The sequence below is a fragment of the Modicisalibacter xianhensis genome (genome assembly GCF_900113605.1).
Classification (GTDB): Bacteria; Pseudomonadota; Gammaproteobacteria; order Pseudomonadales; family Halomonadaceae; genus Modicisalibacter; species Modicisalibacter xianhensis.
In genome coordinates, this window is record NZ_FOPY01000001.1 from 369247 (window position 1) to 393542 (window position 24296).

General features: G+C 62.3%; 24 protein-coding genes. 7 read left to right on the top strand and 17 right to left on the bottom strand.

Annotated features, from left to right (window positions below):
- Window positions 1–41 precede the first annotated feature (41 nt).
- Window positions 42–896, top strand: a complete 855-nt coding sequence (locus tag BM194_RS01675; protein ID WP_092842936.1) for a LysR substrate-binding domain-containing protein — start codon at window positions 42–44, stop codon at window positions 894–896.
- Between the two features lie 6 nt (window positions 897–902).
- Here the strand turns inward: BM194_RS01675 and msrB are convergent, their stop codons facing one another.
- The 5 genes from msrB to yrfG all read right to left on the bottom strand — a co-directional run bounded on the left by msrB (window position 903) and on the right by yrfG (window position 5316).
- Window positions 903–1400, bottom strand: a complete 498-nt coding sequence (gene msrB / locus BM194_RS01680) for a peptide-methionine (R)-S-oxide reductase MsrB (RefSeq protein ID WP_092842938.1) — start codon at window positions 1398–1400, stop codon at window positions 903–905.
- Between the two features lie 115 nt (window positions 1401–1515).
- Window positions 1516–3099 carry a phosphoenolpyruvate carboxykinase gene (locus BM194_RS01685; RefSeq protein ID WP_092842940.1) on the bottom strand — a complete coding sequence of 528 codons (1584 nt, stop codon included), beginning with the start codon at window positions 3097–3099 and terminating at the stop codon, window positions 1516–1518.
- Between the two features lie 230 nt (window positions 3100–3329).
- Window positions 3330–4205: an Hsp33 family molecular chaperone HslO gene (gene hslO / locus BM194_RS01690; RefSeq protein WP_092842942.1), complete on the bottom strand. Its 876-nt coding sequence runs from the start codon at window positions 4203–4205 to the stop codon at window positions 3330–3332.
- Window positions 4206–4248: 43 nt separating this feature from the next.
- On the bottom strand, window positions 4249–4635 hold the full coding sequence (locus BM194_RS01695) for an RNA-binding S4 domain-containing protein (RefSeq protein WP_092842944.1): 387 nt from the start codon (window positions 4633–4635) through the stop codon (window positions 4249–4251).
- 9 nt (window positions 4636–4644) lie between these two features.
- Window positions 4645–5316: a GMP/IMP nucleotidase gene (gene yrfG, locus BM194_RS01700; protein WP_092842946.1), complete on the bottom strand. Its 672-nt coding sequence runs from the start codon at window positions 5314–5316 to the stop codon at window positions 4645–4647.
- Window positions 5317–5388: 72 nt separating this feature from the next.
- Between yrfG and nudE the strand changes: the two genes are divergently transcribed.
- Window positions 5389–5967 carry an ADP compounds hydrolase NudE gene (gene nudE / locus BM194_RS01705; RefSeq protein ID WP_092842948.1) on the top strand — a complete coding sequence of 193 codons (579 nt, stop codon included), beginning with the start codon at window positions 5389–5391 and terminating at the stop codon, window positions 5965–5967.
- Window positions 5968–6038: 71 nt separating this feature from the next.
- Here nudE and BM194_RS01710 read toward each other — a convergent pair whose 3' ends face one another.
- The 12 genes from BM194_RS01710 to nrdR form a co-directional block, all read right to left on the bottom strand.
- Entirely contained in the window at window positions 6039–6431 is a 393-nt protein-coding gene (locus BM194_RS01710; RefSeq protein ID WP_143097557.1) for a hypothetical protein, read from the bottom strand.
- Between the two features lie 298 nt (window positions 6432–6729).
- The gene (locus tag BM194_RS01715) at window positions 6730–7779 is read right to left on the bottom strand and encodes an oxidoreductase (RefSeq protein WP_092842952.1); all 1050 of its coding nucleotides are present in this window, start codon (window positions 7777–7779) and stop codon (window positions 6730–6732) included.
- A gap of 343 nt (window positions 7780–8122) precedes the next feature.
- On the bottom strand, window positions 8123–9967 hold the full coding sequence (gene ilvD, locus BM194_RS01720; protein WP_092842954.1) for a dihydroxy-acid dehydratase: 1845 nt from the start codon (window positions 9965–9967) through the stop codon (window positions 8123–8125).
- A 232-nt stretch (window positions 9968–10199) separates the two neighbouring features.
- Complete coding sequence (gene lon, locus BM194_RS01725) at window positions 10200–12569, bottom strand: endopeptidase La (RefSeq protein ID WP_244890845.1); 2370 nt, start codon at window positions 12567–12569, stop codon at window positions 10200–10202.
- Between the two features lie 162 nt (window positions 12570–12731).
- On the bottom strand, window positions 12732–13997 hold the full coding sequence (locus tag BM194_RS01730) for a DUF945 family protein (RefSeq protein ID WP_092842958.1): 1266 nt from the start codon (window positions 13995–13997) through the stop codon (window positions 12732–12734).
- Window positions 13998–14072: 75 nt separating this feature from the next.
- Window positions 14073–14546, bottom strand: coding sequence for a phosphatidylglycerophosphatase A family protein (locus tag BM194_RS01735; protein WP_092842960.1), 474 nt, complete (start codon window positions 14544–14546; stop codon window positions 14073–14075).
- Complete coding sequence (gene thiL / locus BM194_RS01740; protein WP_092842962.1) at window positions 14543–15496, bottom strand: thiamine-phosphate kinase; 954 nt, start codon at window positions 15494–15496, stop codon at window positions 14543–14545. The genes BM194_RS01735 and thiL overlap by 4 nt, the downstream gene beginning before the upstream one ends.
- Window positions 15497–15521: 25 nt before the next feature.
- Window positions 15522–16022: a transcription antitermination factor NusB gene (gene nusB / locus BM194_RS01745; protein WP_092842964.1), complete on the bottom strand. Its 501-nt coding sequence runs from the start codon at window positions 16020–16022 to the stop codon at window positions 15522–15524.
- A complete protein-coding gene (gene ribH / locus BM194_RS01750; protein WP_092842966.1) occupies window positions 16019–16501 on the bottom strand; it encodes a 6,7-dimethyl-8-ribityllumazine synthase in 483 nt (160 codons plus the stop codon). Before ribH ends, nusB begins: the two co-directional genes overlap by 4 nt.
- A gap of 24 nt (window positions 16502–16525) precedes the next feature.
- A complete protein-coding gene (gene ribBA / locus BM194_RS01755) occupies window positions 16526–17740 on the bottom strand; it encodes a bifunctional 3,4-dihydroxy-2-butanone-4-phosphate synthase/GTP cyclohydrolase II (RefSeq protein WP_244890842.1) in 1215 nt (404 codons plus the stop codon).
- A 118-nt stretch (window positions 17741–17858) separates the two neighbouring features.
- Window positions 17859–19028 (bottom strand): bifunctional diaminohydroxyphosphoribosylaminopyrimidine deaminase/5-amino-6-(5-phosphoribosylamino)uracil reductase RibD, encoded by a 1170-nt coding sequence (ribD, locus tag BM194_RS01760; protein ID WP_092842968.1) that lies wholly within the window; start codon window positions 19026–19028, stop codon window positions 17859–17861.
- An 87-nt stretch (window positions 19029–19115) separates the two neighbouring features.
- Window positions 19116–19598, bottom strand: coding sequence for a transcriptional regulator NrdR (nrdR, locus tag BM194_RS01765; protein WP_092842970.1), 483 nt, complete (start codon window positions 19596–19598; stop codon window positions 19116–19118).
- Between the two features lie 138 nt (window positions 19599–19736).
- Between nrdR and BM194_RS01770 the strand changes: the two genes are divergently transcribed.
- The 5 genes from BM194_RS01770 (at window position 19737) to BM194_RS01790 (ending at window position 24266) form a co-directional block, all read left to right on the top strand.
- Window positions 19737–19985 (top strand): GlsB/YeaQ/YmgE family stress response membrane protein, encoded by a 249-nt coding sequence (locus BM194_RS01770; protein ID WP_092842972.1) that lies wholly within the window; start codon window positions 19737–19739, stop codon window positions 19983–19985.
- Between the two features lie 108 nt (window positions 19986–20093).
- Window positions 20094–21926 (top strand): sugar phosphorylase, encoded by a 1833-nt coding sequence (locus BM194_RS01775; protein ID WP_092842974.1) that lies wholly within the window; start codon window positions 20094–20096, stop codon window positions 21924–21926.
- Window positions 21927–22037: 111 nt separating this feature from the next.
- Window positions 22038–22790: an amino acid ABC transporter substrate-binding protein gene (locus tag BM194_RS01780; protein ID WP_092842976.1), complete on the top strand. Its 753-nt coding sequence runs from the start codon at window positions 22038–22040 to the stop codon at window positions 22788–22790.
- Window positions 22791–22848: 58 nt separating this feature from the next.
- Window positions 22849–23523 (top strand): amino acid ABC transporter permease, encoded by a 675-nt coding sequence (locus BM194_RS01785; protein WP_092842978.1) that lies wholly within the window; start codon window positions 22849–22851, stop codon window positions 23521–23523.
- Window positions 23520–24266: an amino acid ABC transporter ATP-binding protein gene (locus BM194_RS01790; RefSeq protein ID WP_092842980.1), complete on the top strand. Its 747-nt coding sequence runs from the start codon at window positions 23520–23522 to the stop codon at window positions 24264–24266. The genes BM194_RS01785 and BM194_RS01790 overlap by 4 nt, the downstream gene beginning before the upstream one ends.
- The last annotated feature ends 30 nt before the right edge of the window (window positions 24267–24296 follow it).

The following is a 24296-nucleotide window of genomic DNA, read 5'->3' on the forward strand; positions in this document are numbered from 1 at the left end:
TTACTGATGCCAGGCATCAAGACTGCTGATGGATGGGCGCCATGCTACAGACCATTGATCATGAACTGCTGCGCACGTTTGTTGCCATCGTCGACCACGGCGGGTTCACGCGTGCCGCCGAAGCCGTCAACCGAACCCAGTCCGCCGTGAGCATGCAGATCAAGCGACTCGAGGAGGATGTCATTCGACGCCCCTTGTTCGAGCGCGATGGGCGCCAGATTCGCCTGACCAGCGAGGGCAATACGCTGCTCGGCTATGCCCGGCGCATTCTCGACCTTCACGGCGAGGCGTTGAACGTGCTGCGCCAGCCCGACATGGTCGGGCGCGTCAGGATCGGTGTCCCCGACGATTACGTGATGCGCTTTCTGCCAGGCATTCTCAAGTCGTTCTCTCAGGTCTGGCCGCTGATCGACGTGGAGGTGCACTGTGAGCCATCGTCCCAGCTGCTGTCACGTCAGGATGGAAGCCTTGACCTGAGCATCGTGACTCGCGAAGTGGGACACGAGATCGGTGAGATCCTGCGCCAGGATGCCACGGTATGGGTCGTCGCCGAGAGCCACTCATTGCATCAGCAGTCTCCGCTGCCGCTGGCGCTCTTCGAGGAGCCGTGTTTCTGTCGCCGGCATGCATGCAATGCCCTGGCACGTGCCGGGCGGCAATACCGGGTGGCCTACAGCAGCCCCAGCCTGGCTACCCTGCAAGCGGTGGTCAGTGCAGGGTTGGCCGTTTCGGCCTGGATGAAGAGCCTGGTCGTACCGGGCATGCGCATCCTCGATGAGTCGGACGGCTTCCCTCCCCTGCCCGATGCCTCGATCGTTCTGCTACGTGCGCCTCAGGCTCACTCGCCGATCGTCGATGGGCTGGCACGCTATATCACCGAGGGCTTCAGGCAGTGAAGCTGCTCAGGCCGGCACGAACCTGAGTGCCAGGCCGTTGTTGCACCAGCGCAGTCCGGTGGGCTCGGGGCCATCCTCGAAGACGTGACCCTGATGCCCGCCACAGCGGGCGCAGTGATACTCCGTGCGTGGAATCAGCAGCACGAAATCGAGCTCGCTCAGCAGGTGGCCCTCGATGTGATCGAAGAAGCTCGGCCAGCCGGTACCGGAGTCGTACTTGGTCTCGCTGGTGAACAAGGGCAGGTCGCATCCTGCACAGCGATATTCGCCCTGGCGCTTCTCGGCATTCAGCGGGCTGCTGCCGGCCGGCTCGGTGCCGGCTTCACGCAGGATATGGAACTGCTCCGGCGTGAGCCGTTGGCGCCACTGCGCTTCGCTCAGTGTCAGTGGCTGGATGTCCGCGGCGCGTTCGAGTTCCAGCTTGGGCCGTGCGCCAGCCAGTCCCGGCAGCATGCCTGCCAGTCCACCTAGGCCCAGTAGCCCCAGAAAATGACGTCGACGCATGGCGTTTCCTCCCGCAGCGTCCCTGCCAACGGCGCGAGGCGCTGACGACAAAAAAAGGGAGAGCCCGAAGACTCTCCCTCTTGGATGCGGCGAGGCCACGAAGGTTCGACGAATCTCAGTCGAGTGACGGGCCTGCTGCCACGATGGCGTCGTCTACACCGGAGAACTTCTTGAAGTTCTCATTGAACTTGACGATCAGTTCACGCATCTGCTCATCGTATGAGGCGCCGTCTTCCCAGGTATCGCGCGGTACCAGCAGTGACGAGTTAACGCCCGGCACGCTGACCGGCACATCCAGGTTGAGACCGTCGATGCGCTGTGTCTCGGCATCCTTCAGGGCACCGGACTGGATGGCGCTGATCACGCTGCGGGTAGTGGGGATGCTGAAGCGGCTGCCACCCTGGCCGAAGCTGCCACCGGTCCAGCCGGTGTTGACCAGGTAGACGCGCGAGCCGAAGGCCTCGATGCGCTTGATCAGCAGGTCGGCATATTCACGCGCCGGACGCGGAAAGAACGGCGCACCGAAGCAGGTCGAGAAGGTTGCCTCGAGACCGGACGAGGAGCCCATCTCGGTGGAGCCGACCTTGGCGGTGTAGCCGGACAGGAAGTGATAGGCGGCAGCTTCCTTGGAGAGGACCGACACCGGCGGCAGCACGCCACTCATGTCGCAGGTCAGGAAGATGATCGCGTTGGGCTCGCCGGCGCGATTTTCGGCCACGCGCTTCTCGACGTGCTCGAGCGGATAGGCGGCACGGGAGTTCTGGGTCAGGCTATCATCGGCGTAGACGGCATGGCGGCGGTCGTCGAGCACGACGTTCTCGAGGACGGCACCGAACTGGATGGCTTTCCAGATGATCGGCTCGTTCTTCTCGGAGAGGTCGATGCACTTGGCGTAGCAACCGCCCTCGATGTTGAAGACCGTGCCCTCGCCCCAGCCATGCTCGTCGTCACCGATCAGGTAACGCGCCGGGTCGGCGGACAAGGTGGTCTTGCCGGTGCCGGACAGGCCGAAGAACAGCGTGGTCTCGCCATCCTCGCCGACGTTGGCGCTGCAGTGCATGGGCAGCACGTCCTTCTCGGGCAACAGGAAGTTCTGCACCGAGAACATGGCCTTCTTCATCTCGCCGGCATAGCGCATCCCGGCGATAAGCACGCGACGGCGGGCGAAGTTGATGATCACCGTACCGTCGGAATTCGTGCCGTCACGCTCGGACTCGCAGACGAAATGCGGCGCGTTGAGAATGGTCCACTCGTTCTTGCCCTTGGGGTTGTATCCCTCCGGACGCACGAACATGGTATGGGCGAACAGATTGTGCCAGGCCGTCTCGGTCGTGACCCGAATCGGCAGGTAGTGCTCGGGATCGGCACCCACGTGGAGTTCGGACACGAAACTGTCACCTTCGGCCAGGTAGTCTTCGACGCGCTCCCACAGCGCATCGAAACGTTCGCTATCGAAGGGCCGGTTCACACTGCCCCAGTCGATCAGTTCCGAAGTGGAGGGTTCGTCGACGATGAAGCGATCCGCCGGAGAGCGTCCGGTACGTACCCCGGTGTTCACCACCAGTGCACCGGTATCGGCAAGCTGGCCTTCGCCACGGGCAATGGCACTCTCGATCAACTCGGCGGCACTCAGATTGGTGTGAATCTTCACGGCGCGACGCTCTGTCGCTACCTGAGGAGCAGCTTGGGTAGTGGTCATTATGGTGTCCTGGGCCCGTGGGCCGATTCTCTCTCGTTAGCCAAAAGCGTTTTTCTTCCTTGCGCTCGGCGGTTTCCCCGCTTCTGTGTAGAGCACAAACTTTCCTTTACGGACGCTGGGCGTCTCGGGTCGTCATTATGGCAAAAAAGCGACAGTCCGGAAAACGCGCTTTTTCTCCCCCGGTATCGATGAAATGACTCAGCCGGGAGAGTTCCACAAGCATGACCTCATCAGTGCAGCGTCGGTGAATCACCATCGGGCGAATCGAGCATCGCCTCGATCTCGGCCGCACTGAAATGGTAACGGGTGTGGCAGAAGTGGCATTGGGTATCGATGGCCTTCTGCTCGGCCAGGATGTCGCGCAGCTCGGCCTCGCCCAGTGTCAGCAGGGCGTCGGCGATACGCTCACGCGAACAGGTGCAGCCGAAATGCAGCGGCTTGGGCTCGAAGACCCGGGCGGTCTCCTCATGGAAGAGCCGGTAGAGCAGATCGCGTTGCTCGAGAGTCAGCATTTCCTCGGCCGACACGGTGCTGGCCAGTGACAGAAGCCGGTCCCAGGCATCGGGATCGCGGTTGCTGGCATCATCGGGTAACTGCTGCAGCAGCAGCCCCGCCGACCGCTTGCCGTTGGCGGTCAGCCACAGGCGCGTCGCCAGCTGCTCGGAACGGTAGAAGTACTCTTCGAGGCAACTGGCCAGATCTTCGGCCTCGAGGGCAACGATGCCCTGATAGCGATTGCCCTCGCGCGGGTCGAGCGTGATCACGAGCTGGCCATCGCCGACCAGTTGCTTGAACGAGGCATCCTCGGCCGGCACGTCCGCATCATCGGCCAGTCGTGCAATGGCACGCAGTTCGCCACCGGGGTTGGATTCGGCCATCAGCAGGCTCAGCGCGCCCTGGCCGCGCACCTCCAGGCTCAGGGTGCCATCCAGCTTGACGGTCTCGGTAAGCAAGGCCGCTGCCGCCAGCAATTCACCGAGCTGGCGTTCCACGGCAGGTGGATAGGCCTGCTTGTCCAGCACCTCGGCATAGGTGGATTCCAGCGTGACGATCTCGCCGCGCACGTTGGTATCGTCGAAGATGAAACGCTGTATCTGATCGGTCATGAGTCACTATCGGTCTTGAAAGAATGAGAGAGCCTACCCGAGGTCACTCGGGGCGCTGACGCTGAAAACGCTGTATCTCGCGACGCTGCTTCTTGTCGGGCCGGCCCTGTGGGGCACTCATGGCCTGGTTCGCCAGACGGCGTTTCTCGGTTTCACTCTCGCGTCGCGCCTGGCTCTCGGGCGTCTCGCGGTAGAGTTCGCGGGCTTCGGGTGCGCCACGGCGCTGGTCGGACACTGCCAGCACCTCGACCTCCCACAGGTCCCAGCCCTGCGGCACCTTGATCAATGCGCCCGGTTCGACGGTCTTGCTGGTCTTCACCCGGGCACCGTTGTAATGGACCTTGCCACCTTCGATGGCCTTCTTGGCCAAGGCACGCGTCTTGAAGAAACGCGCCGCCCATAGCCACTTGTCGATTCGTACGCCAGTCATGGGACTCCGTCAGGATCCGGCCTGGAGCGGTGCGGTGGGTAGCAATGCCGCAAACCGATCCAGGACGATGAACTCTTCCAACTCTTTTTCGGGACGTGTGCTGTCGGGCTGCTTGATGCCCAGCAGGTGGCGAATGCCATACTCACGAGCGCTCTCGAGTACTGCCGGATTGTCATCGATGAACAGCGTGCGAGACGGGTCGAAGGGTTCGACGTCCTGCAAGGCAAACCAGAATTCCGGCGCTTCCTTGGGCATGCCCAGATCGGCGGAGGACACGATGGCATCCAGATAGGCCTCGAGACCGGTCAGGGGCAGCTTGAGCGCCAGGCTCTCGCGATCGGCATTGGTCGCCAGCACGACCCGCGGATGGGCCTGCTTGAGCCACTGCAGGAAATCCAGCGCATCGCTGCGCAGGCCGATGAGGTGCTGGACTTCACGCTTGAGCGCCACGATGTCCACGCCGAGCTCGCGACTCCAGTAGGCCAGGCTGTACCAGTTCAGGGTGCCCTGCTCACGGATAATCCGGGCCCGCACCTCGTCCTGGGTGGCCTCGTCGAGTCGATGCAATTCGACATAGCGACGCGGTAAATGTTCCAGCCAGAAATGACTGTCGAAGTGCAGGTCCAGCAGGGTACCGTCCATATCCAGCAGCACGGTATCGATGGCACGCCAGTCGATCATTGGCCAGAGGCTCCACAGCGATGGTAAAAGGGTGGGAGATTGCTACGTCTCATTGTACTGGATACCTTTGCCATGCCGCCAACGCCTCCCCGCAAGCCGAGCATCCTCTCCCGCGAGGAAGTCGCCCGTAGCCAGTTGTTTACCATCGAACGCCTGGACCTGCGCTTTTCCAACGGGGCCGAACGCACCTTCGAGCGCCTCAAGGGCGGCGGGCACGGTGCCGTGATGATCGTTGCCATGCCCGACCCGGATCACGTGCTGCTGATTCGGGAATACGCCGCGGGCTTCGATGACTATGCCTTGACCCTGCCCAAGGGCCTGGTCGACCCCGGTGAGGACATCATCACGGCGGCCAACCGCGAGCTGATGGAAGAGTGCGGCATGGGCGCGCGGAACATCGAACCGCTGGTCGAGCTTTCTCTGGCGCCCAACTACATGAATCACCGCATGCACGTGCTGCTGGCCAGCGACCTGTACGAAAAGCGTCTGCCCGGTGACGAGCCGGAGCCTTTAGTAGTCGAGACCCATTCGTTCAAGGAACTGCCGGCATTGCTTGCGCGCGAGGATTTCCACGAGGCACGTGCCATTGCCGCGCTGTTCATCGCCCGGGAAAAGTTGCGTAGCGATCGTGACCAGAACGATTGGTGGTGACAAAACCTGGCACAGAAAAACGCCGCCACGCAAGCGCGGCGGCGTCATACCGGACGTTACTCAGTGGAAAATCAGTTGGTGACACCCTCTTGAGTCGCGGTGTCGCCAGCCTGGGTGTTGGCGGAACCGGTCTGGGTGCTCATTTCATCGCTGGGACCACTGGGAATCTCGTCATCGGCACGCGGTTTTTCGGTCTCGATACGATATTCCTCGTCATCTTTCTTCATGGTGTCGCCATGCATGGTGCCATCGTGGCTTTCATCGCCACCGACCAGGCCAGGCTCCTCGGGATTCTTGGCAGTGCCACCCTTGACGGCAGTATCGCCAGCTTGGGTGTTGGCCGTTCCGGTCTGCGTGCTCAGGTTTTCACTCGGACCGCTGGGGATGTCATCATCAGCCCGCGGTACTCCATTGCCCGCTTCGCCGCTTCCATCACCGAATGCGGTACCACCTTCAGGCTTCATGGAGCCTTCTTCAGTGTTAGCCGATCCAATCTTTCCGCTTTCCATGCTATTCGTATCATCGGCGGCCAACGTCGTACCGGCAGAGCCGAACAAGATGGCGGCAATCAGAGCGCTATAAATTCCTTTCATGCTACTCCTCCTCATTCCTTGGTGGCAGCGTCTAGCCTAGGAAATCCTTGTCCGAATCTCCAAGCGTACCTAGAAGCTAGAAACGATACGCGGGTTTTGCAAATGTTGTATGGCTTCCGACTGTAACCACGCGATAACAATCGCATGTCGGCACTGCCAGCCGCTGGCGCTACTTGAGCCGAACCCAACGCTGCTGACGGTGACTGTCGAGCCCGGCTTCGAGCAGTTGCATCACGGCCAAGGCCTCGTCTGCCGTGACCGGATTGTCGGCCTCGCCGCGCAGGGCATCGCGCACGCCGGCATAGTAGGCCAGGTAATCGCCCGGCAGGGTCGAGTAGGACGTCGTCACCAGGGACGCCTGTTCTCCCTCGCCGTCTCTGGCCGTGAGTTGCCCATCACGCTCATCCTCGCCCCATGCCGGTGCGGGCGTCTCGCCGGCCTTGAGGCGATCCTCCTGAGGATCCAGGCCGAACTTGACGTAACTCCCTCGCGTGCCGTGCAGCGTGAAGCGCGGCGACTCGGCGGCCACCAGCGCAGCGGCGTGCAACACCACGCGCATGTCGCCATAATCGAGTAGCGCATGGAAGTCGTCGTCGACCTGTGCGCCCTCACGCCGTATGGCCAAGTCAAGCAGGATGGCATGAGGCATGCCGAACAGCACACGGGCCTGATCGAGCAAATGCGGCCCAAGGTCGTACCAGATGCCTCCCCCCGGCTTGGCCTGTTCCCGCCAACGGTCACGCACTTCGGGCCGGAAGCGGTCGAAGTGGGACTCGAAATGCACCAGGCGACCCAGGCGCCCGGACTCGAGAAGTTGCTGTACGGTCAGGAAATCACTGTCCCAGCGGCGATTATGAAATACCGACAGCAGCTTGCCGCTCGCATCGGCAAGGCTCTTGAGCAACCGCCCCTCGCGCAGCGTCACCGTAAACGGTTTGTCGAGCACGACATGCTTGCCGGCATTCAGGGCAGCCTTGGCCAAGGGGAAGTGCGTTTCGTTGGGCGTAGGTATCACGACCAGTTCGATGTCCGGACGCGCGAAAAGCGCATGGGGATCGGATTCGACCATCACGTCCGGCAAATCGGCATGCACCTTCCCTGCATCGCTGCTGGAAACGGCCGTCAGTTCCAGGCCCGGCGTCGCGGCAATCAGCGGGGCGTGAAATGTCTGGCTGGCGAAGCCATAACCCACCAGACCGACCTTGAACGTCTCCTTCATACAATCCTCCTTGTCACGTGAACGTCGCCTGAAGCAGAACCCATGACGCATGTCAAACAGACGAGAAAAACCGGCTGTCGACCTTCGTCTAACCGACCATACTTCATTTGTGGTTCTTCACCCACCGGAGATAGGAGAAGATATCGATGTGTTGTTCCGAAGAAAGTCTTGAACTGCTGGAATTCTGGTTTGCGTTGGAGTGCGAGCGGGAGAGGCTCGCCGAGGTCGATGACGAGGTGCTGCGCGAAGCGGCCTGAGGTTCTGCTCGTACTGCCAGGGAAGCGGCAATTCATCGAGGCCCGGCCAAGTGCCGGGCCTCGCCCTTCATAACATCTTCATAAAATCAGTCCAGCTTGGACAGGTCCCGCACCGCCCCCTTGTCAGCGGAGGTGGCCAGCAATGCGTAGGCCTTGAGTGCGGCGGATACCTTGCGCACCCGTTGAATGCTGGGTTTCCAGGCCTGGTTGCCTCGCGCCTCCATCGCCTCGCGGCGACTTGCCAACTCGGCCTCGCTGAGCTGAACATCGATCCGACGGTTAGGAATATCGATGCGAATCATGTCACCGTTTTCCACCAGCCCGATGGCACCACCGGCTGCCGCTTCCGGCGACACGTGGCCGATCGACAGGCCCGAGCTCCCACCGGAGAAGCGGCCGTCGGTCATCAGGGCACAGACCTTGCCGAGTCCCTTGGACTTGAGATACGAGGTCGGATAGAGCATCTCCTGCATCCCCGGACCACCGCGAGGTCCTTCATAACGCACCACAACGACTTCACCCGGCTTGACCCTGCCTTCCAGCACGTGCTCAACCGCTTGGTCCTGCGACTCGACCACATGGGCCGGCCCTTCGAAGACCAGAATCGACTCGTCGACACCGGCCGTCTTCACCACACAGCCATCCTGAGCAATGTTGCCGAACAGGATCGCCAGACCGCCCTCCGTCGAGAAGGCATGTTCGAGGTCGCGAATGCAGCCATTGGCGCGGTCGCCGTCGAGGCTCGGCCAGCGGGCGCTCTGCGAGAAGGCCTGCTGGGTAGGAATGCCGCCCGGTCCGGCCTTGTAGAACTCCACGACCTCGGGCGAGGGATTGCGCATGATGTCCCACTCATCGAGTGCGGCCTTGAGCGTATCGCCATACACGGTCGGTACCGAGGTATCCAGCACGTGGGCACGGTCGAGTTCGCCGAGGATCGCCATGATGCCGCCGGCACGATGACAGTCCTCGATATGGTACTGCTGGGTATTGGGCGCCAGCTTGCAGAGCTGCGGCACTTCCCGCGACAAGCGGTCGATATCGGCCATGGTGAAGTCGATCTCGGCCTCCTGGGCAGCAGCCAGCAGGTGCAGGATGGTATTGGTCGAGCCGCCCATGGCGATGTCGAGGGTCATGGCGTTGCGAAACGCCGCCTGGGAACCGATGGCCCGCGGCAGCAGGTGCGCCTCGTCGCCTTCGTAGTAGCGTTTGGCCAACTCGACGATGCGCTGTCCCGCCTCCTCGAACAAGCGGCGACGGTCGGCATGCGTGGCCAGCAACGTGCCGTTGCCGGGCAGCGCCAGGCCCAGGGCCTCGGTGAGGCAATTCATTGAATTGGCAGTGAACATGCCCGAGCAACTGCCACAGGTCGGGCAGGCGCTACGCTCGATCTCGGCGATGTCCTCGTCGCTGTACTTGTCGTCGGCGGCGTAGATCATCGCGTCGATGAGGTCGATGCCGTGGTCGAGCAACTTGGTCTTGCCCGCCTCCATCGGCCCGCCCGACACGAAGATCACCGGGATGTTGAGACGCATGGCCGCCATCAGCATCCCCGGGGTGATCTTGTCGCAGTTGGAAATACACACCAAGGCATCGGCGCAGTGTGCATTGACCATGTATTCGACGCTATCGGCGATGATGTCACGACTGGGCAGCGAATAGAGCATGCCGTCGTGGCCCATGGCGATACCGTCGTCGACGGCGATGGTGTTGAATTCCTTGGCCACGCCACCAGCCTTCTCGATCTCACGCGCCACCAGTTGCCCCATGTCCTTGAGGTGCACGTGACCGGGCACGAACTGGGTGAAGGAGTTGGCGACGGCTATGATCGGCTTGTGGAAATCCTCGTCGGTCATGCCGGTGGCGCGCCACAGGGCGCGGGCGCCAGCCATGTTGCGACCGGCGGTGGTGGTGCGTGAGCGATACTGGGGCATGGTTTCCTCGTTATGTGCTAGCCAACTTCACGCCGCCGTACGATCGACAGCAACGATCGTCACCGGACTGGCGCCGATGGTCTGTAGGGGTGTCCAGGTTGGACGCTCATTTTGTCATGACGTCGCAACGTTGCCTAGCGAAGCGACACGCATGGCACAGTTACCCTGCAATAACGAAAAAGCCCCGCGATGGCGGGGCTGCAAGCGAAGGCAAGACAACAAAGCACGTTCGCTACTTGAAGACGATCTTGGCCACGTCCTTGTAGTGCTGAGCAAAGTGCACGGTGACGCCCTCCTTGAGGTAATCCGGCAACTCCTCGTAATCGCGGCGATTGGCTTCGGGCAGGATGACTTCGAAGATATCGCTGCGCCGCGCTGCGATCACCTTTTCCCGAATGCCTCCGACCGGCAACACCTGCCCGGTCAGCGTCACCTCGCCAGTCATCGCCAGCGGGCGGTCGATGGCTTGATGCCGGGCCAGCGAGATCAGCGCCGTGGTCATGGTTACCCCGGCAGACGGTCCATCCTTGGGTGTGGCGCCTTCGGGTACGTGCAGGTGAATGAACGCCTCGTTGAAGAAGTCGGCGTCGGCGCCGTATTCGGCCAGGTGACCCAGCGTATAGCTGTAGGCAATGTTGGCCGACTCCTGCATCACTTCACCCAGCTTGCCGGTCAGCTTCAGGCCGCGGGTCAGCGCATGGACCTTGGTCGCCTCGATGGGCAGGGTCGCGCCCCCCATGCTGGTCCAGGCCAGGCCGGTCACCACCCCGACCCCCTTGAGTGCCTTATCCTTGCGGAACAGTGGCGCCCCCAGGTACTCCTCGAGATTGTTGACCGACACCTTGATGCTCTTCTGCTCGCTTTCGAGCAGCTTGACCGCCGCCTTGCGTACGATGCGGTGCAACTGCTTCTCCAGTTGGCGCACCCCGGCCTCGCGGGCGTAACCCTCGATCACCTGACGCAGTGCCGCATCGGTCAGGTTGATGCACTTCTTGGGAATGTTGTCGCGCTTGAGCAGCTTGGGCCACAAGTGATCCTTGGCAATCGCCATCTTCTCCTCGGCGATGTAGCCGGACAGGCGAATCTGTTCCATGCGGTCGAACAGCGCCCCGGGAATGGTATCGGGCTGGTTGGCGGTACACACGAACAGCACCTTGGATAGATCCAGACGCACGTCGAGGTAATGGTCGAGAAAATCGCTGTTCTGCTCCGGATCCAGCACCTCGAGCAGCGCCGAGGCAGGATCACCCTGAAACGATTGCCCCATCTTGTCGATCTCATCGAGCATGATCACCGGGTTCTCGACATCGACCTCCTTGAGAGCCTGGACCAGCTTGCCGGGCATGGCGCCGATGTAGGTCCGACGGTGCCCCTTGATTTCGGCCTCGTCGCGCATGCCGCCGACCGAGAAACGATAGAACTTGCGCCCCAGTGCCTCGGCGATGGAACGTCCGACAGACGTCTTGCCGACCCCGGGCGGGCCCACGAGCAGCACGATGGAACCGCCGACATCGCCCTTGAAGGTACCTTCGGCGAGAAATTCGATGATACGCTCCTTGACGTCGCCAAGGCCGTTATGGTCACGGTCGAGCACCTTGCGGGCATGCGCCAGGTCAAGCTGATCCTCCGATGTGACGCCCCACGGCATCGAAGTCAGCCAGTCGAGATAGTTGCGTGTAGTGCCATACTCCGGCGAGCCGGTTTCCAGCACCGCCAGCTTGTCGAGCTCGTCGTCAATGCGCTGCATGACCCGCTCGGGCACCACCCGCCCTTCCAGCCGCGCACGAAAGGTATCGACGTCGTTTTCACGATCGTCCTTGGAGATGCCGAGTTCCTTCTGGATGATCTTGAGCTGCTCACGCAGGAAGAATTCGCGCTGACGCTCCTGCATCTGGGCATTGACCTGCTCGCTGATCTCGCTCTGTAGCTGGGCGACCTCGATTTCCTTGCGCAGCAGCGGCAGCACCTTGTGCATGCGTGCCATGACCGGCAGCGTCTCGAGTATGCCCTGCAACTCTTTTCCCTTGGCCGAGGTGATGGCAGCGGCAAAATCGGTCAGCGGACCGGGCTCATGTGGGCTGAAGCGATTGAGGTAATGCTTGAGCTCTTCGCCATATAACGGATTGATCGGCAGCAGTTCCTTGATGCCATTGATCAAGGCCATCGCATAGGCACGTGCCTCGTCGGCTTCTTCGTCGACCGGCTCCTTGGGATAGGCAACCTCGACCAGATAGGGCGGTTTCTTCGACAGCCAGCGGACGATGCGGAAACGCCGCATGCCCTGGGCAATGAACTGGATCTGCTGGTCCTCGCCCTGCACCTTGTGAACCTTGACCGCCGTACCGATTTCCGGAAAGTGCTCGTGATCGAGTTCATTGGCGCCCACATCGCCAACGTAGGCCACCCCCACGGTATGGTGCGGCGTATCGGAGACACGCTGCATGGTCTCTTCCCAGCGCTGACGCTGAATCACCAGCGGCTGAACCTGGGCCGGGAAGAAGGGACGGTTGTGGATGGGCAGCAGATAGATGCGCTCTGGCAGGTACTCCCGGGTCGGGATTACCGCGCCGCTATGCTCATGGCGCTCTTCCTGGCTATCCATGAGGATTTCCGGTGCGTCTTGGTCACGTTCGCTCATCGTTCACCTTGCATCAGCTGGGCCTAATAGCCGTCATATGCCGAGGAATGTGGGCACGTCGCGAAAACTTCAAGTCGCGCCCTGGCATGGCAACGGGCTTTGCGTGGGATTCAGCCTAGAACAGAATCACAACAGCGACGGCAAGGGACGATCATTGATACGGATCTGGCCGGCCTCGATGGTGATCACGAGTTCCCGGGTATCCAGCGGCAGGCCCAGTTGCAAGGCGACAAGCGGAGGGACTCCGCTCCAGGTAAAGCGGCCGTCGAGACGCTCGCGCCAGGCCGACGCATCGGCATCGAGCAGATCGAGCACCTCCAGCGCTGCAGCGTCCTGGCCGTCGAAGACCAGTTCGCCATGACCTCGGGTATCGACCCCGAACAAGGGGCTCGACAAGGTGGCCCCCTCGAGGATAAAGCGCGGTGAGTCTTCCAGCATGGCCAGGATGACGGGCTCGAGACGCTTCAGAAGGCGGCGTCGCTCGGCCTCGTCGAGTCCCGACAGGTCACTCCCCTGCTGCTCGATCGCGGAATCCAACTGGCGGGCAAGCTGTCTGGCGGCCTGCCCATCGATGCGATCGAGACTGGCCGCCAACCGGCCTGCCAGCAATGACTCTCCGGCCACTTGCGCCTGCTCGAGCGAAAGCGACATGTCGAGACGCAACTGGTCATCGAGTCGTGTCTCGTCACTGTAACGCAGGCCGGTCAGTGTCAGCGGGGCGCGTTGCGGCCCTCGATAATCGAGACGATTGACGATCAGCTCATTGCGCTGATGAAAGAAGTAGTCGTCGGAGGTCTGATAACGACTGTTGAGATGCAGGGGGCCGGTGGACAACTCCTCCCGGCCGCGTTGCCAGCGAAGCGGGGCGATCTGGCCCTGTATCGCCACGTCGCCGATCCGCCCCTCGGCCGTGAACTCGGCCCCGGTGAAGGAAACAGCCACCTCGTCGTGTTCCAGTTCGAATCCTGCCACGTCCAGGCGCCCATCGGTCTGGCGATCCAAGGTGTGGAAGGTTGCCGTCCAACGCGGCTCGGCGGACGGCAACACATCGCCGAACAGCATGCGCGGGGAGGCGGCGTCGCCCTCATCGGCCAGCATGACCTGAACCGCGCCACTCATTCGGGTCGTCAGTACGCCATGCCGGGCAGCGTAGGGAACCTCGGCCTGCCAGCGGGCATCCCCGGCGGGAGCAAGCCGCAGCCGGCCCTGTGAATGGAACCAGCCCCGCTCCACCGCCTGGCGCTCGACCTGCCACTGTCCGTCTTCACGCAGGGCCTCGAGTGCGCGCGCCAGTTCCTGCTCGAAGACCCGGCTGGCATAGGCCTGCGCCCCGAGGTAACCGACCACGCCCACTACCGCCACAACGATGACCGCCCACCATGTCCTGCGCATTGCCTTCCCCTGACCGTGTGACCTTTTCTTGACGTAACCCTACCGGAAAAGCTGGCAAGCGAGGACAAGGCAGAACTAATGCAACCAGAACCACAGGTGCATCGCTCCCCAGGCATACACCCCCGCCAGAATATCGTCGAGCATGATGCCGAACCCGCCAGCTACTCGCCGGTCGACCCAGCGTATCGGCCAGGGCTTGATGATGTCGAAGACCCGAAACACCACGAAGCCCCACAGCGCCGACTCCCAGGAAAACGGCACTGCCGCCATGGTCAGCCAGTAACCGACGAACTCGTCCCAGACGATACCGGAGTGATCGTGGACACCAAGATCGCGCGAGGTCTTGTCGCACAGCCAGATGCCGATCAGGCTGGCAACCAGCGCCAGTCCCAGATACCAGGACAGCGGTAGCCCCGACATCAACCAGTAGAAGGGAATGGCCGCCAAGGTACCGAACGTACCGGGTGCGAACGGTACCGCACCGGAGCCCAGGCCGAAAGCCAGAAAATGCGTGGGGCGCCGCCAGACACTGGAAGGTGCACGGTTCATGACGACCCTCCCGGAAAGTGCTGCCAGCCTTTGATCGCGCGCGTATCCACGCCGGCGATGCCAGCCCCGTCACGCAACCTTCCAACCGGCCACAGGTCCACGCCGCACTCACGCAGACGACGCCGAGCTTCGTCCAGGGACGACGCCGGCAGGCTGAACAGCAATTCGTAATCGTCGCCGCCACACAGCGCTGCATGGCGAGCATCTTGCGTGCCAAGCAAGGCCTCCAACCCGGTCGCCAGGGGCAGTTGCGTCATGTCCAGTTCGGCGCCCAGCCGTGAGGCGTCGCACAGATGCGAGAGATCGGCCAGTAACCCATCGGAAATGTCGATGGCGCAGTGAGCCAGGCCACGCAAGGCCAGGCCGGCCGCCAGGCGGGGCTGGGGCAACAGGTAACGAGCCAGAAGCGGATCGTCCAGGTCGCGCCGGCCCTGCTGCCAGGCGCGCAGACCACCGTGACCGCCCCCCAGGGGGCCGGTCACGGCGATGATATCGTCAGCCTGGCCACCACTGCGGCACAACGCTGCGCCGACCGGCACTTCGCCGTGCACGGCCACGCTGATACTCAACTCGCCCCGTGTCACATCCCCGCCGACCAGAGCGACGCCGTATTCCCGACACAGCGCATGGAAGCCTTGGCTGAACGCGTCGAGCCAGGCCTCGTCGGCCTCGGGAAGTGTCACGGCCATGGTGCACCAGCGCGCCCACGCGCCCATGGCGGCGAGATCGCTCAGTGATACGGCCAGCGCACGATGGCCCACGGCCCAGGCGGGCGCCCCGGCAGGAAAATGCACGTCGACCACGGAGGTATCGACGCTGACTGCCAGTTGCTGGCCCGGCGTAGGGACCAGCAACGCACAGTCGTCTCCCGCGCCCAGCGCGACACCGGTCGTTTCGCCTTCGTTGCGCTGCACGAAGTAGCGGGCGATGAGCTCGAACTCACTCGGCATGTGGCTTGCCATCCGACCCGGCACGTCAGCGACGACGGGCGTTGACCTCGGCATTGCGCAGTCGCGCGGCGAGCTTGTCGAGAATGCCGTTGACATACTTGTGGCCGTCGGTGGCGCCGAACGACTTGGCGAGCTCGACCCCCTCGTTGATTACCACGCGATAGGGAACTTCGGGGCGCTTGGCCAGCTCGTAGGCACCGAGGCGCAGGATGGCCAGTTCGATGGGGTCGAGGTCGTCGAGGCGACGATCGAGCAACGGCGCAATGCTGGCATCGAGCGCGTCACGCTCGCGCACCACGTTGCTCAGCAGTTCATGGAACAGTGCCAGGTCGGCAATTTCCATGACTTTGTGCCAATTCTCGTGATCCTCGAGGTCCTCGTCGGCGACCTGGCTACGGAATTCGGCCTCGAGCGTACTGACCGGCTTGCCGGTCAACTGCCACTGATACAGGCCCTGCACGGCAAGCTCACGGGCGGCATGCCGTGCCTGGCGAGCATCCGTCGCAGCGGGACGTCTGGCATTCATCCTTCACCCCCGAAACGCTTCATCAGCGACACCATTTCCATGGCGGCCATGGCGGCTTCCGCCCCCTTGTTGCCGGCCTTGGTTCCCGAGCGCTCGATCGCCTGCTCGATGGAATTGACGGTCAGCACGCCATTGGCAATGGGCGTGTCGAACTCCAGTTGCAGGTTGCCCAGGGCGGCATTGCAACCACCCGCGACATACTCGAAGTGCGGCGTACCGCCACGGATCACCGCGCCGAGCGCAATCACTGCATCGGGCTTGACCACACGCAGCGCACGCTTGACCGCCAGGGGCAGTTCCCAGGCACCGGGTACATGAACGATGTCGATGTTATCCTCGTCGACGCCATGCCGAACCAGGCTATCGACGGCACCTTCCACCAGGCTATCCACCACGTGGTGATTGAAACGACCGACGACGATCACGTAGCGGCCATCGACGTCGGTGAAGGAACCTTCGACTTGGGAGATCGGTTGCATAATCTTTCCTGGCAAAAAAGGGGCTTATTCTAACGAGTCGCCGGCGTCCGCGGTATCACCGCCCAAGCGCTCCACCACTTCCAGGTCGAAGCCGGACAGCGCCGAGAACTTCCACGGGGAACTGAGCAGGCGCATTTGCCCTACCCCGAGCAGGCGCAGGATCTGTGACCCGGTACCGATCGTCAGGTAATTGCCAGCCCCATCGGAATCGCTCGAGCGTGGCGCCCGTGTTCGCTCGAGGAAGATATCGAGCTGGCTCTTGAAGTCCAGCGCCGTGCGCCCGTCATCGAGCAGCACGAACACCCCGGTGTCGGCCTGGGCCACCTGGGCCAGGGCGCCTTGTGCCGTCCAGCTCTGGCTGCCCGGCTTCTGCAGCGCCAGCAGGTCACGCAGGCTATCGGCCAAGTGTACTCGGACCGTGGTGGGCCGGTCGGGCTGCGGCTGCCCCTTGACCAGGGCCAGGTGATGCGACCCCTGAATGCGATCGCGGAACACGTGCAACGTCAACTCGCCGAACGAGGTATGCACCGGCATGTGTTCCTCGAGCTCGACGGTCTGCTCGTTGTGAATGCGGTAGTGGATCAGGTCGGCAATGGTGCCGATCTTGATGTCATGCTCGGCAGCGAAGCGCTCGAGTTCGGGACGGCGCGCCATGCTGCCGTCTTCGTTCATGATTTCGCAGATTACGCCACTCGGGTCGAACCCGGCCATGGCCGCCAGATCGCAGGCTGCTTCGGTATGTCCGGCCCGCCGCAGCACGCCGCCCGGCTCCGCCATCAGCGGAAAGATATGCCCGGGCTGCACGATATCGGACGGTTTGGCGTTGCGTGCCACGGCCGCCTGCACGGTCCGCGCACGATCGGCGGCAGAAATGCCGGTCGTCACGCCTTGCGCAGCTTCGATAGACAACGTGAACTTGGTACCGAACCCCGAACCGTTGTCGCGCACCATCAACGGCAGGTTGAGGCGCTCGCAACGCTCCCGGGTCATCGGCAGGCAGATCAACCCCCGGGCATGGCGGGCCATGAAATTGATGTGCGCGGCCTCGACCTTCTCGGCCGCCATGATGATATCGCCTTCGTTCTCGCGATCCTCGTCATCCATCAGGATGACCATCTTGCCCTGGCGGATGTCCTCGACCAGGTCTTCGATACGGGCCAGCGCCTGCCGGGACGGCGAATCCTGGGCAAGAGGCTGGGGGGCACCCTGTGAAGTGGGCTGGGAAGAGGAAGCCACCATCTGTTCTCCGGAATTCGTCTCGTGCGGAACTGTCGACGGGAGGCGACAGGATCAGGCCCGTTGGCCACATCTCCCGCGTTAGGTCGGCGGTCAGGGTACCTGTCTACGCGCGCATGCGCTAGTCCCGTGTCGGGCTTGTGATGGGCCCGGGGGACGCGTCAGCAATACGCTGGGGACGAGCGATAATACGCCAGTCACGACCCACCGCGCGGATGTCGTCGATCTGCAACGGCCGCTGCTGGGCCATGCGCTCGAGCCCGGGCAACGCGAACAGCGGACGCGCCTCGCCACCCAGCAAGGTCGGCGCCACGAACAGGTGCATTTCATCGATTAGTTCAGCGTCGAGCATGCTCCCAGCCAGGGTCGCTCCGGTCTCGAGCAACACCTCGTTGCAGCTCTCCTCTCTGGCCAGATAGGTCAACAACGCCGCCAGGTCGACCCGGCCGTTGATATCGCAGCCCAATACCAGTACCTCCGCACCGGCCTCCTCGAGCTTGCGCCGCCGCGGTGACTCGGCCGCGCAGGTGGCGATCAGGGTACGCCCGGGCTCACGCAGGCAGGCGGCGGCCAGCGGCATGCGCAACCGGGTATCGACGACCACACGCAGCGGTTGGCGCTGGCTGATGCTATCGGCCTGTTCGAGGTCCAGTTGCTCGGCACGCACGGTCAGCCGCGAATTGTCGAAGATGATCGATTCGACACCGGTCATGATCGCACTGGAGCGGGCCCGCAGGCGCTGCACCTCGGTGCGTGCCGACGGGCCGGTGATCCATTGAGACTCCCCGCTGGCCATGGCGGTACGCGCATCCAGGCTCATGGCCATCTTCAAGCGCACGAAGGGGCGTTGTCGACTCATGCGGGCGATGAACCCCGGATTGAGCGCCCGCGCCTGATCCTCGAGCAGCCCGACCTCGACCTCGATACCGGCCTCGCGAAGCCTGGCGATGCCCCGCCCTGCCACCAGCGGGTTGGGGTCCTGCATGGCCACGACCACCTTCTTCACGCCGGCGTCGATGAGCGCCACCGCACACGGGCCGGTGCGGCCCTGGTGCGAGCAAGGCTCCAGCGTTACATAAGCCGTGGCCCCCCTGGCAGCGTCTCCTGCCTCGCGAAGGGCGTTGACTTCGGCATGTGCCTCGCCGGCCTTGCGGTGCCAGCCCTCGCCAACCTTGCGGCGGTTCTTGACCAGCACGCAGCCGACGCGCGGGTTCGGGTCGGTGGTATAGAGGCCACGCCGCGCCAATACCAGCGCCCGCGCCATCCAGGTTTCGGAAGTCACCTTGGCCATGGGTATCCTTGAAGCGGGAAAACGCAATAGAGGTAATGACGACTGGCTGGCAGGATCAGAGGACCGGCAGGGTCCGTACCCGCCAGCCTAGCGCTCGTCATCCTGAGGGGGAAAGGAAGGCTCCTGGGCCAAGCGGTCGATTTCGGCCCGGAACTCGTCGATATCCTGAAAACGGCGATATACCGACGCGAAACGAATGTAGGCCACCTGGTCGAGTCGCTTGAGGGCGCCCATGACCTCTTCACCGATCTCCCGCGCCTCGATTTCGCGCTCACCACGGGCGCGCAGTCGCTGGCGAATACGCTCGATGGCCGCTTCGGTGGACTCGGCGCTGACCGGGCGCTTCTCGAGGGCCCGCAGCATGCCATCGCGCAACTTGCGCTCGTCGAAGCTCTCGCGAGACCCGTCCGCCTTGACCACGCGAGGCATGACCAGTTCGGCGGTCTCGTAAGTGGTGAAACGTTCGCCGCAGGCAGTGCATTGCCGCCGTCGGCGAACCTGATCGCCATCCGCGACCAGGCGGGAATCGGTCACTTTGGTCTCGTGCGTACCACAGAAAGGACAGTGCATCAGTCGGCATCCGTGTGCATGTTCATGGCATTGTAACGGTTTGCCGCAAAAGGCGGAAACGACGAATCTCCTTGCTTAACCCCGGCCCAACCGACCATGCTCATGTCTGCACACCAATCCCTAATGTAAGGAGACAACATGGGTTTCTTCGCCTGGATCATCTTCGGTCTGATTGCCGGTATCATCGCCAAACTCATCATGCCCGGCAAGGACCCGGGTGGCTTCATCATCACTATCATCATCGGGATCCTCGGGGCGGTCGTCGGCGGCTGGATCGGTACAGCACTGGGCTTCGGCTCGGTAGATGGCTTCAACCTCGGCAGCTTCGTCATTGCCGTGCTGGGTGCCATCGTGCTGCTGGTCCTTTATCGCGTCGTCAGGCGCTAAGGCATGCGGAGGCGGATCGGCTCGTCCCGATCCACCTCGGTAGAATGGCTGGCACGTCTGATGCAAGACAAGCGGAGTAAGGACGCAGACGAACGAGGATTCCCAGCCATGCCCGACATCTCCAGTGTCCAACGGCACGCCTTGCCGCCCACCCCCGCCAGAGCGCTGGAAGAAAGCGAATTCATCACACGGGCCGAAGCGCGACTGCAGGAAATCTATGGCCCGCGGGCCGGGGAAGTCCTGCGCCGCCTGCTGACCCTGCTGATGCACCAACGCAGTGCAATCGATGCCACGCCGCGCCCCTTGTGGAGCGAGCGCGATCAATGGCTGATCACCTACGGCGACACTCTGCTGGACGGTGACCGCCCGCCTCTGGAGGTGCTCGACGAGTTCCTTGACGAGCGCCTGCCGGACACATTCAGTGGCGTGCATATCCTGCCCTTCTTCCCCTGGAGCAGCGACGACGGGTTCTCGGTCATTCACTACCGCGAGGTGAACCCGGCGCTGGGCGACTGGGAACATATCCGCCGCCTGGCCAGCAAACGCGGTCTGATGGCCGACCTGGTCATCAATCATGTCTCGCGCGAGTCGCTATGGTTCGTCGACTACCTGACCGGAAGCCAACCGGGGCGCGACTATTTCATCGAGATGGACCCTGCAACCGACGTCTCGCAGGTCACTCGACCACGCAATACGCCATTGCTGGTACCGGTCTCCACGCGCCGCGGCACCCGTCACGTCTGGGCGACTTTCTCCGAGGACCAGATCGACCTCAACTTCGCCAACCCCGATGTACTGCTGGAGTTCGTGGGCATCATGCTCTACTACGTCGAGCAGGGTGTGCGCATGATCCGCCTCGATGCCATCGCCTACCTGTGGAAAGAGATCGGCACTTCCTGCATTCACCTTCCGCAAACGCACGCCGTGGTACGCTTGCTGCGCGCCATCCTCGACTTTGTCGCCCCGGGCACCCTGTTGATCACCGAGACCAACGTACCCCACGCAGAGAACATGAGCTATTTTGGCCTGGAACGCCTGGGCCTGTCGGGCCATGATCGAGTAAGCGAGGCTTCCGCCGACTACGCCACCCCCGACGAAGCCCACCTGATCTATCAGTTCACCCTGCCGCCACTGCTGATACATACCTTCACCAGTGGCGATGCCACGCTGCTCAGCGACTGGGCGCGCTCACTCCCGACATTGCCCTCCGGTTGCAGCTATTTCAATTTTACCGCCAGCCATGACGGAATCGGCGTACGTGCCCTGGAAGGGCTATTGCCACCCCATGAGGTCGAGAAACTGCTGGAGCTGATGCATCGCTTCGGCGGTTACGTGAGCATGAAAGCCAACTCTGACGGCAGTGACTCACCCTACGAAATCAATATCGCCTACTACGATGCCATGAAGGGCACGCGACGCGGCGCCGACGCCTGGCAGGTGGAGCGATTCCTGTGCAGCCAGAACCTGCTGCTGGCGTTGCAGGGCATTCCCGGCCTCTATTTTCACTCGCTGACCGCCACGCTCAACGATTACGAAGGCGTCGAACGTAGCGGCCATCTGCGCTCGATCAATCGCCGGCGCTGGAACAAGGAAGAACTCGAGGAGCTGCTGGACAGCCGCAGCACGCCGACGCGCGAAGCGTTCATGTCCCTCAAGCGTCGCCTTGCGCTGCGCGCCGGCGAGCCCTGTTTCCACCCCGAAGCCGCCCAGACGGTGCTCGACACCCCTCCCGGGTTGTTCGCCATCCAGCGCGGCCCGCTACCGGACGGTCGACGACTGCTGGCCATCTACAACATCAGCGACAAACGCCAGCCACTCGAGGTGCCGTCACTCAGGGAAAACACTTGGTACGATGTGCTCGAGGATGGCGCTCCCTGGCAGCCCGACGAGCCGGATACCCTTCGGCCCTATCGCAGCCTGTGGCTGGTATCCCAGCCATAGCGGCGGTCACGCGACTATTCAGCAAAACTTTATGGAATATTAAATACAACTATTATTCCGAACCGACAGCGTACGCTACACTTGCGTCAGTCTTCACTTCAGGAGTCAACCATGACCTTCCCGCGCCTGCTCTCCATAACCCTGGCTGCGCTCGCCCTCACCATGGGCACGGCCCATGCTGAAACCTTACGAGTCGGTATGTCTGGCAGCTACTACCCTTTTACCTTCGTTGAACAGGATCAGCTGAAAGGTTTCGAAGTCGATGTCATGAACGCCATCGGCGAATCAACCGGCGACGATATCGAATTCGTCACCGCCAGTTTCTCCGGCCTGGCCGGCATGCTCGACTCCGGGCGCATCGACACCATCGCCAATCAGATCACCATCACGCCGGAGCGCCAAGCCAAGTACGCCTTTACCGAGCCTTACGTCTACGATGGCGCTCAGGTGGTCGTACGCGAAGGCAACGACAGCATCAAGGGCGTCGAGGATCTCAAGGGCAAGACCGTCGCGGTCAACCTGGGTTCGAATTATGAAGACCTGCTGCACGAGCTTCCCTACGCTGACCAGATCGACATCAAGACCTACGAATCCAATGTCGAGCAGGACGTCGCCCTGGGGCGCGCCGATGCCTTTGTCATGGACCGGATCAGTGCCTCCCAAGTGATCAAGGACAAGCCACTGCCCCTGCAGCTTGCCGGCAAACCTTTCTCACGTATCGAAAATGCGCTGCCTTTCCGTGATGATGAAGCAGGCCGAGCGATGCGTGACCGCGTCAACGCGGCACTCGAGTCACTTCGTGACAGCGGCAAGCTTTCCGAGATATCCGAAAAATGGTTCGGTAGCGACGTCACCCAACCTTGACCTGCTGGCGGCCGGATACCCCGGTCGCCGTGCCTTTCTCCTGTCAGGCTGACCGCCAATGCACGCGCTCGATGTCGATTACATGCTGGGCCTCGTGCCCATCCTGCTGGGCTATCTGCCACTTACCCTGGAGATGGCCGTCGCCGGCATGGCCTGTGCCCTGATTTTGGCCTGCCTGCTGGCCGTCGTGCGCGTTCGCCGGTTACGCTTCCTCAATGCCCTGGCGATGCTGTTCATCTCCTTCTTTCGCGGTACGCCGCTGCTGGTTCAGCTGTTCCTGTTCTATTACGGCCTGCCACAGCTACTGGCCTTTCTGGTCGCGATCAATGGCATCACAGCGACCATCATGGGCCTGACCCTGCATTTCTCAGCCTACATGGCAGAGTCCATTCGCGCGGCTATCGTCGGTGTCGATCGCAGCCAGACAGAAGCCGCGCTATCCATCGGCATGACACAGGGCCAACTGATGCGGCGTATTGTCCTGCCCCAGGCGACACGCATCGCTACGCCGACATTGATGAACTACTTCATCGACATGATCAAAGCCACCTCGCTGGCATTTACGCTTGGCGTCACCGAGCTCATGGGTGCGACCCAGAAAGAAGCGGCCAGCAGCTTTCTCTACTTCGAGGCCTTTCTCGTCGTGGCAATCATCTATTGGATCATCGTCGAGGCACTTTCCTGGCTTCAGCGGCGACTGGAAGTCCGACTCAACCGAGCTTACCAACGATGATCGAACTCAAGGGCATCACCAAGCGCTTCGACGACCAGCCGGTATTCGAGAACATCGACCTGTCGCTTGCACAGGGAGAAATCATTGTCGTCATTGGGCCATCAGGTACCGGCAAATCGACCCTGCTACGCTGCATCAACTTTCTCGAGCGCCCCGATGCCGGGCATCTTACGGTCGGTGACCTCTCCTTCGACGTCACCCGCGCCACCACACGCGATATTCTCGCGCTGCGTCGCCGTACCGCTTTCGTATTTCAGAACTACGCGCTGTTTGCCAACAAGACCGCGCTCGAGAACATCAGTGAGGGAATGATAGTCGTTGACGGCCTTCCCAAGGCGCAGGCCCACGCACGAGCCCGGGAGATCCTCGAGCGTATCGGGTTGGCCGACAAGGCCGATGCGTACCCTGCCTCGCTGTCCGGCGGTCAGCAGCAACGCGTGGGCATCGGCCGGGCGATGGCCGCCAATGCCGAGGTCATACTCTTCGACGAACCGACGTCAGCCCTCGATCCGGAGTGGGTCGATGAGGTGCTGGGCCTGATGAAACAACTCGCCGCCGAGCGCCAGACCATGATCGTGGTAACCCATGAAATGCGATTCGCCCGCGACGTGGCCGACCGTGTGATATTCATGGATGAAGGCCGAATCGTCGAACAGGCCCCGCCAAGCGAGCTGTTCCATCAACCTCGCGATGAACGCACCCAGCGCTTTCTTCGCAAGGTGCTGCCCCAGGCTACGGTCTGAGTTTGTCATACCCTACCGGCCGCGTATCCG

Coding starts and splice junctions, on each gene's coding strand:
- BM194_RS01675 (WP_092842936.1), top strand. CDS start 42: ATGCTACAGACCATTGATCATGAACTGCTGCGCACGTTTGTTGCCATC.
- msrB (WP_092842938.1), bottom strand. CDS start 1,400: ATGCGTCGACGTCATTTTCTGGGGCTACTGGGCCTAGGTGGACTGGCA.
- BM194_RS01685 (WP_092842940.1), bottom strand. CDS start 3,099: ATGACCACTACCCAAGCTGCTCCTCAGGTAGCGACAGAGCGTCGCGCC.
- hslO (WP_092842942.1), bottom strand. CDS start 4,205: ATGACCGATCAGATACAGCGTTTCATCTTCGACGATACCAACGTGCGC.
- BM194_RS01695 (WP_092842944.1), bottom strand. CDS start 4,635: ATGACTGGCGTACGAATCGACAAGTGGCTATGGGCGGCGCGTTTCTTC.
- yrfG (WP_092842946.1), bottom strand. CDS start 5,316: ATGATCGACTGGCGTGCCATCGATACCGTGCTGCTGGATATGGACGGT.
- nudE (WP_092842948.1), top strand. CDS start 5,389: ATGCCGCCAACGCCTCCCCGCAAGCCGAGCATCCTCTCCCGCGAGGAA.
- BM194_RS01710 (WP_143097557.1), bottom strand. CDS start 6,431: ATGAAGCCTGAAGGTGGTACCGCATTCGGTGATGGAAGCGGCGAAGCG.
- BM194_RS01715 (WP_092842952.1), bottom strand. CDS start 7,779: ATGAAGGAGACGTTCAAGGTCGGTCTGGTGGGTTATGGCTTCGCCAGC.
- ilvD (WP_092842954.1), bottom strand. CDS start 9,967: ATGCCCCAGTATCGCTCACGCACCACCACCGCCGGTCGCAACATGGCT.
- lon (WP_244890845.1), bottom strand. CDS start 12,569: ATGGATAGCCAGGAAGAGCGCCATGAGCATAGCGGCGCGGTAATCCCG.
- BM194_RS01730 (WP_092842958.1), bottom strand. CDS start 13,997: ATGCGCAGGACATGGTGGGCGGTCATCGTTGTGGCGGTAGTGGGCGTG.
- BM194_RS01735 (WP_092842960.1), bottom strand. CDS start 14,546: ATGAACCGTGCACCTTCCAGTGTCTGGCGGCGCCCCACGCATTTTCTG.
- thiL (WP_092842962.1), bottom strand. CDS start 15,496: ATGCCGAGTGAGTTCGAGCTCATCGCCCGCTACTTCGTGCAGCGCAAC.
- nusB (WP_092842964.1), bottom strand. CDS start 16,022: ATGAATGCCAGACGTCCCGCTGCGACGGATGCTCGCCAGGCACGGCAT.
- ribH (WP_092842966.1), bottom strand. CDS start 16,501: ATGCAACCGATCTCCCAAGTCGAAGGTTCCTTCACCGACGTCGATGGC.
- ribBA (WP_244890842.1), bottom strand. CDS start 17,740: ATGGTGGCTTCCTCTTCCCAGCCCACTTCACAGGGTGCCCCCCAGCCT.
- ribD (WP_092842968.1), bottom strand. CDS start 19,028: ATGGCCAAGGTGACTTCCGAAACCTGGATGGCGCGGGCGCTGGTATTG.
- nrdR (WP_092842970.1), bottom strand. CDS start 19,598: ATGCACTGTCCTTTCTGTGGTACGCACGAGACCAAAGTGACCGATTCC.
- BM194_RS01770 (WP_092842972.1), top strand. CDS start 19,737: ATGGGTTTCTTCGCCTGGATCATCTTCGGTCTGATTGCCGGTATCATC.
- BM194_RS01775 (WP_092842974.1), top strand. CDS start 20,094: ATGCCCGACATCTCCAGTGTCCAACGGCACGCCTTGCCGCCCACCCCC.
- BM194_RS01780 (WP_092842976.1), top strand. CDS start 22,038: ATGACCTTCCCGCGCCTGCTCTCCATAACCCTGGCTGCGCTCGCCCTC.
- BM194_RS01785 (WP_092842978.1), top strand. CDS start 22,849: ATGCACGCGCTCGATGTCGATTACATGCTGGGCCTCGTGCCCATCCTG.
- BM194_RS01790 (WP_092842980.1), top strand. CDS start 23,520: ATGATCGAACTCAAGGGCATCACCAAGCGCTTCGACGACCAGCCGGTA.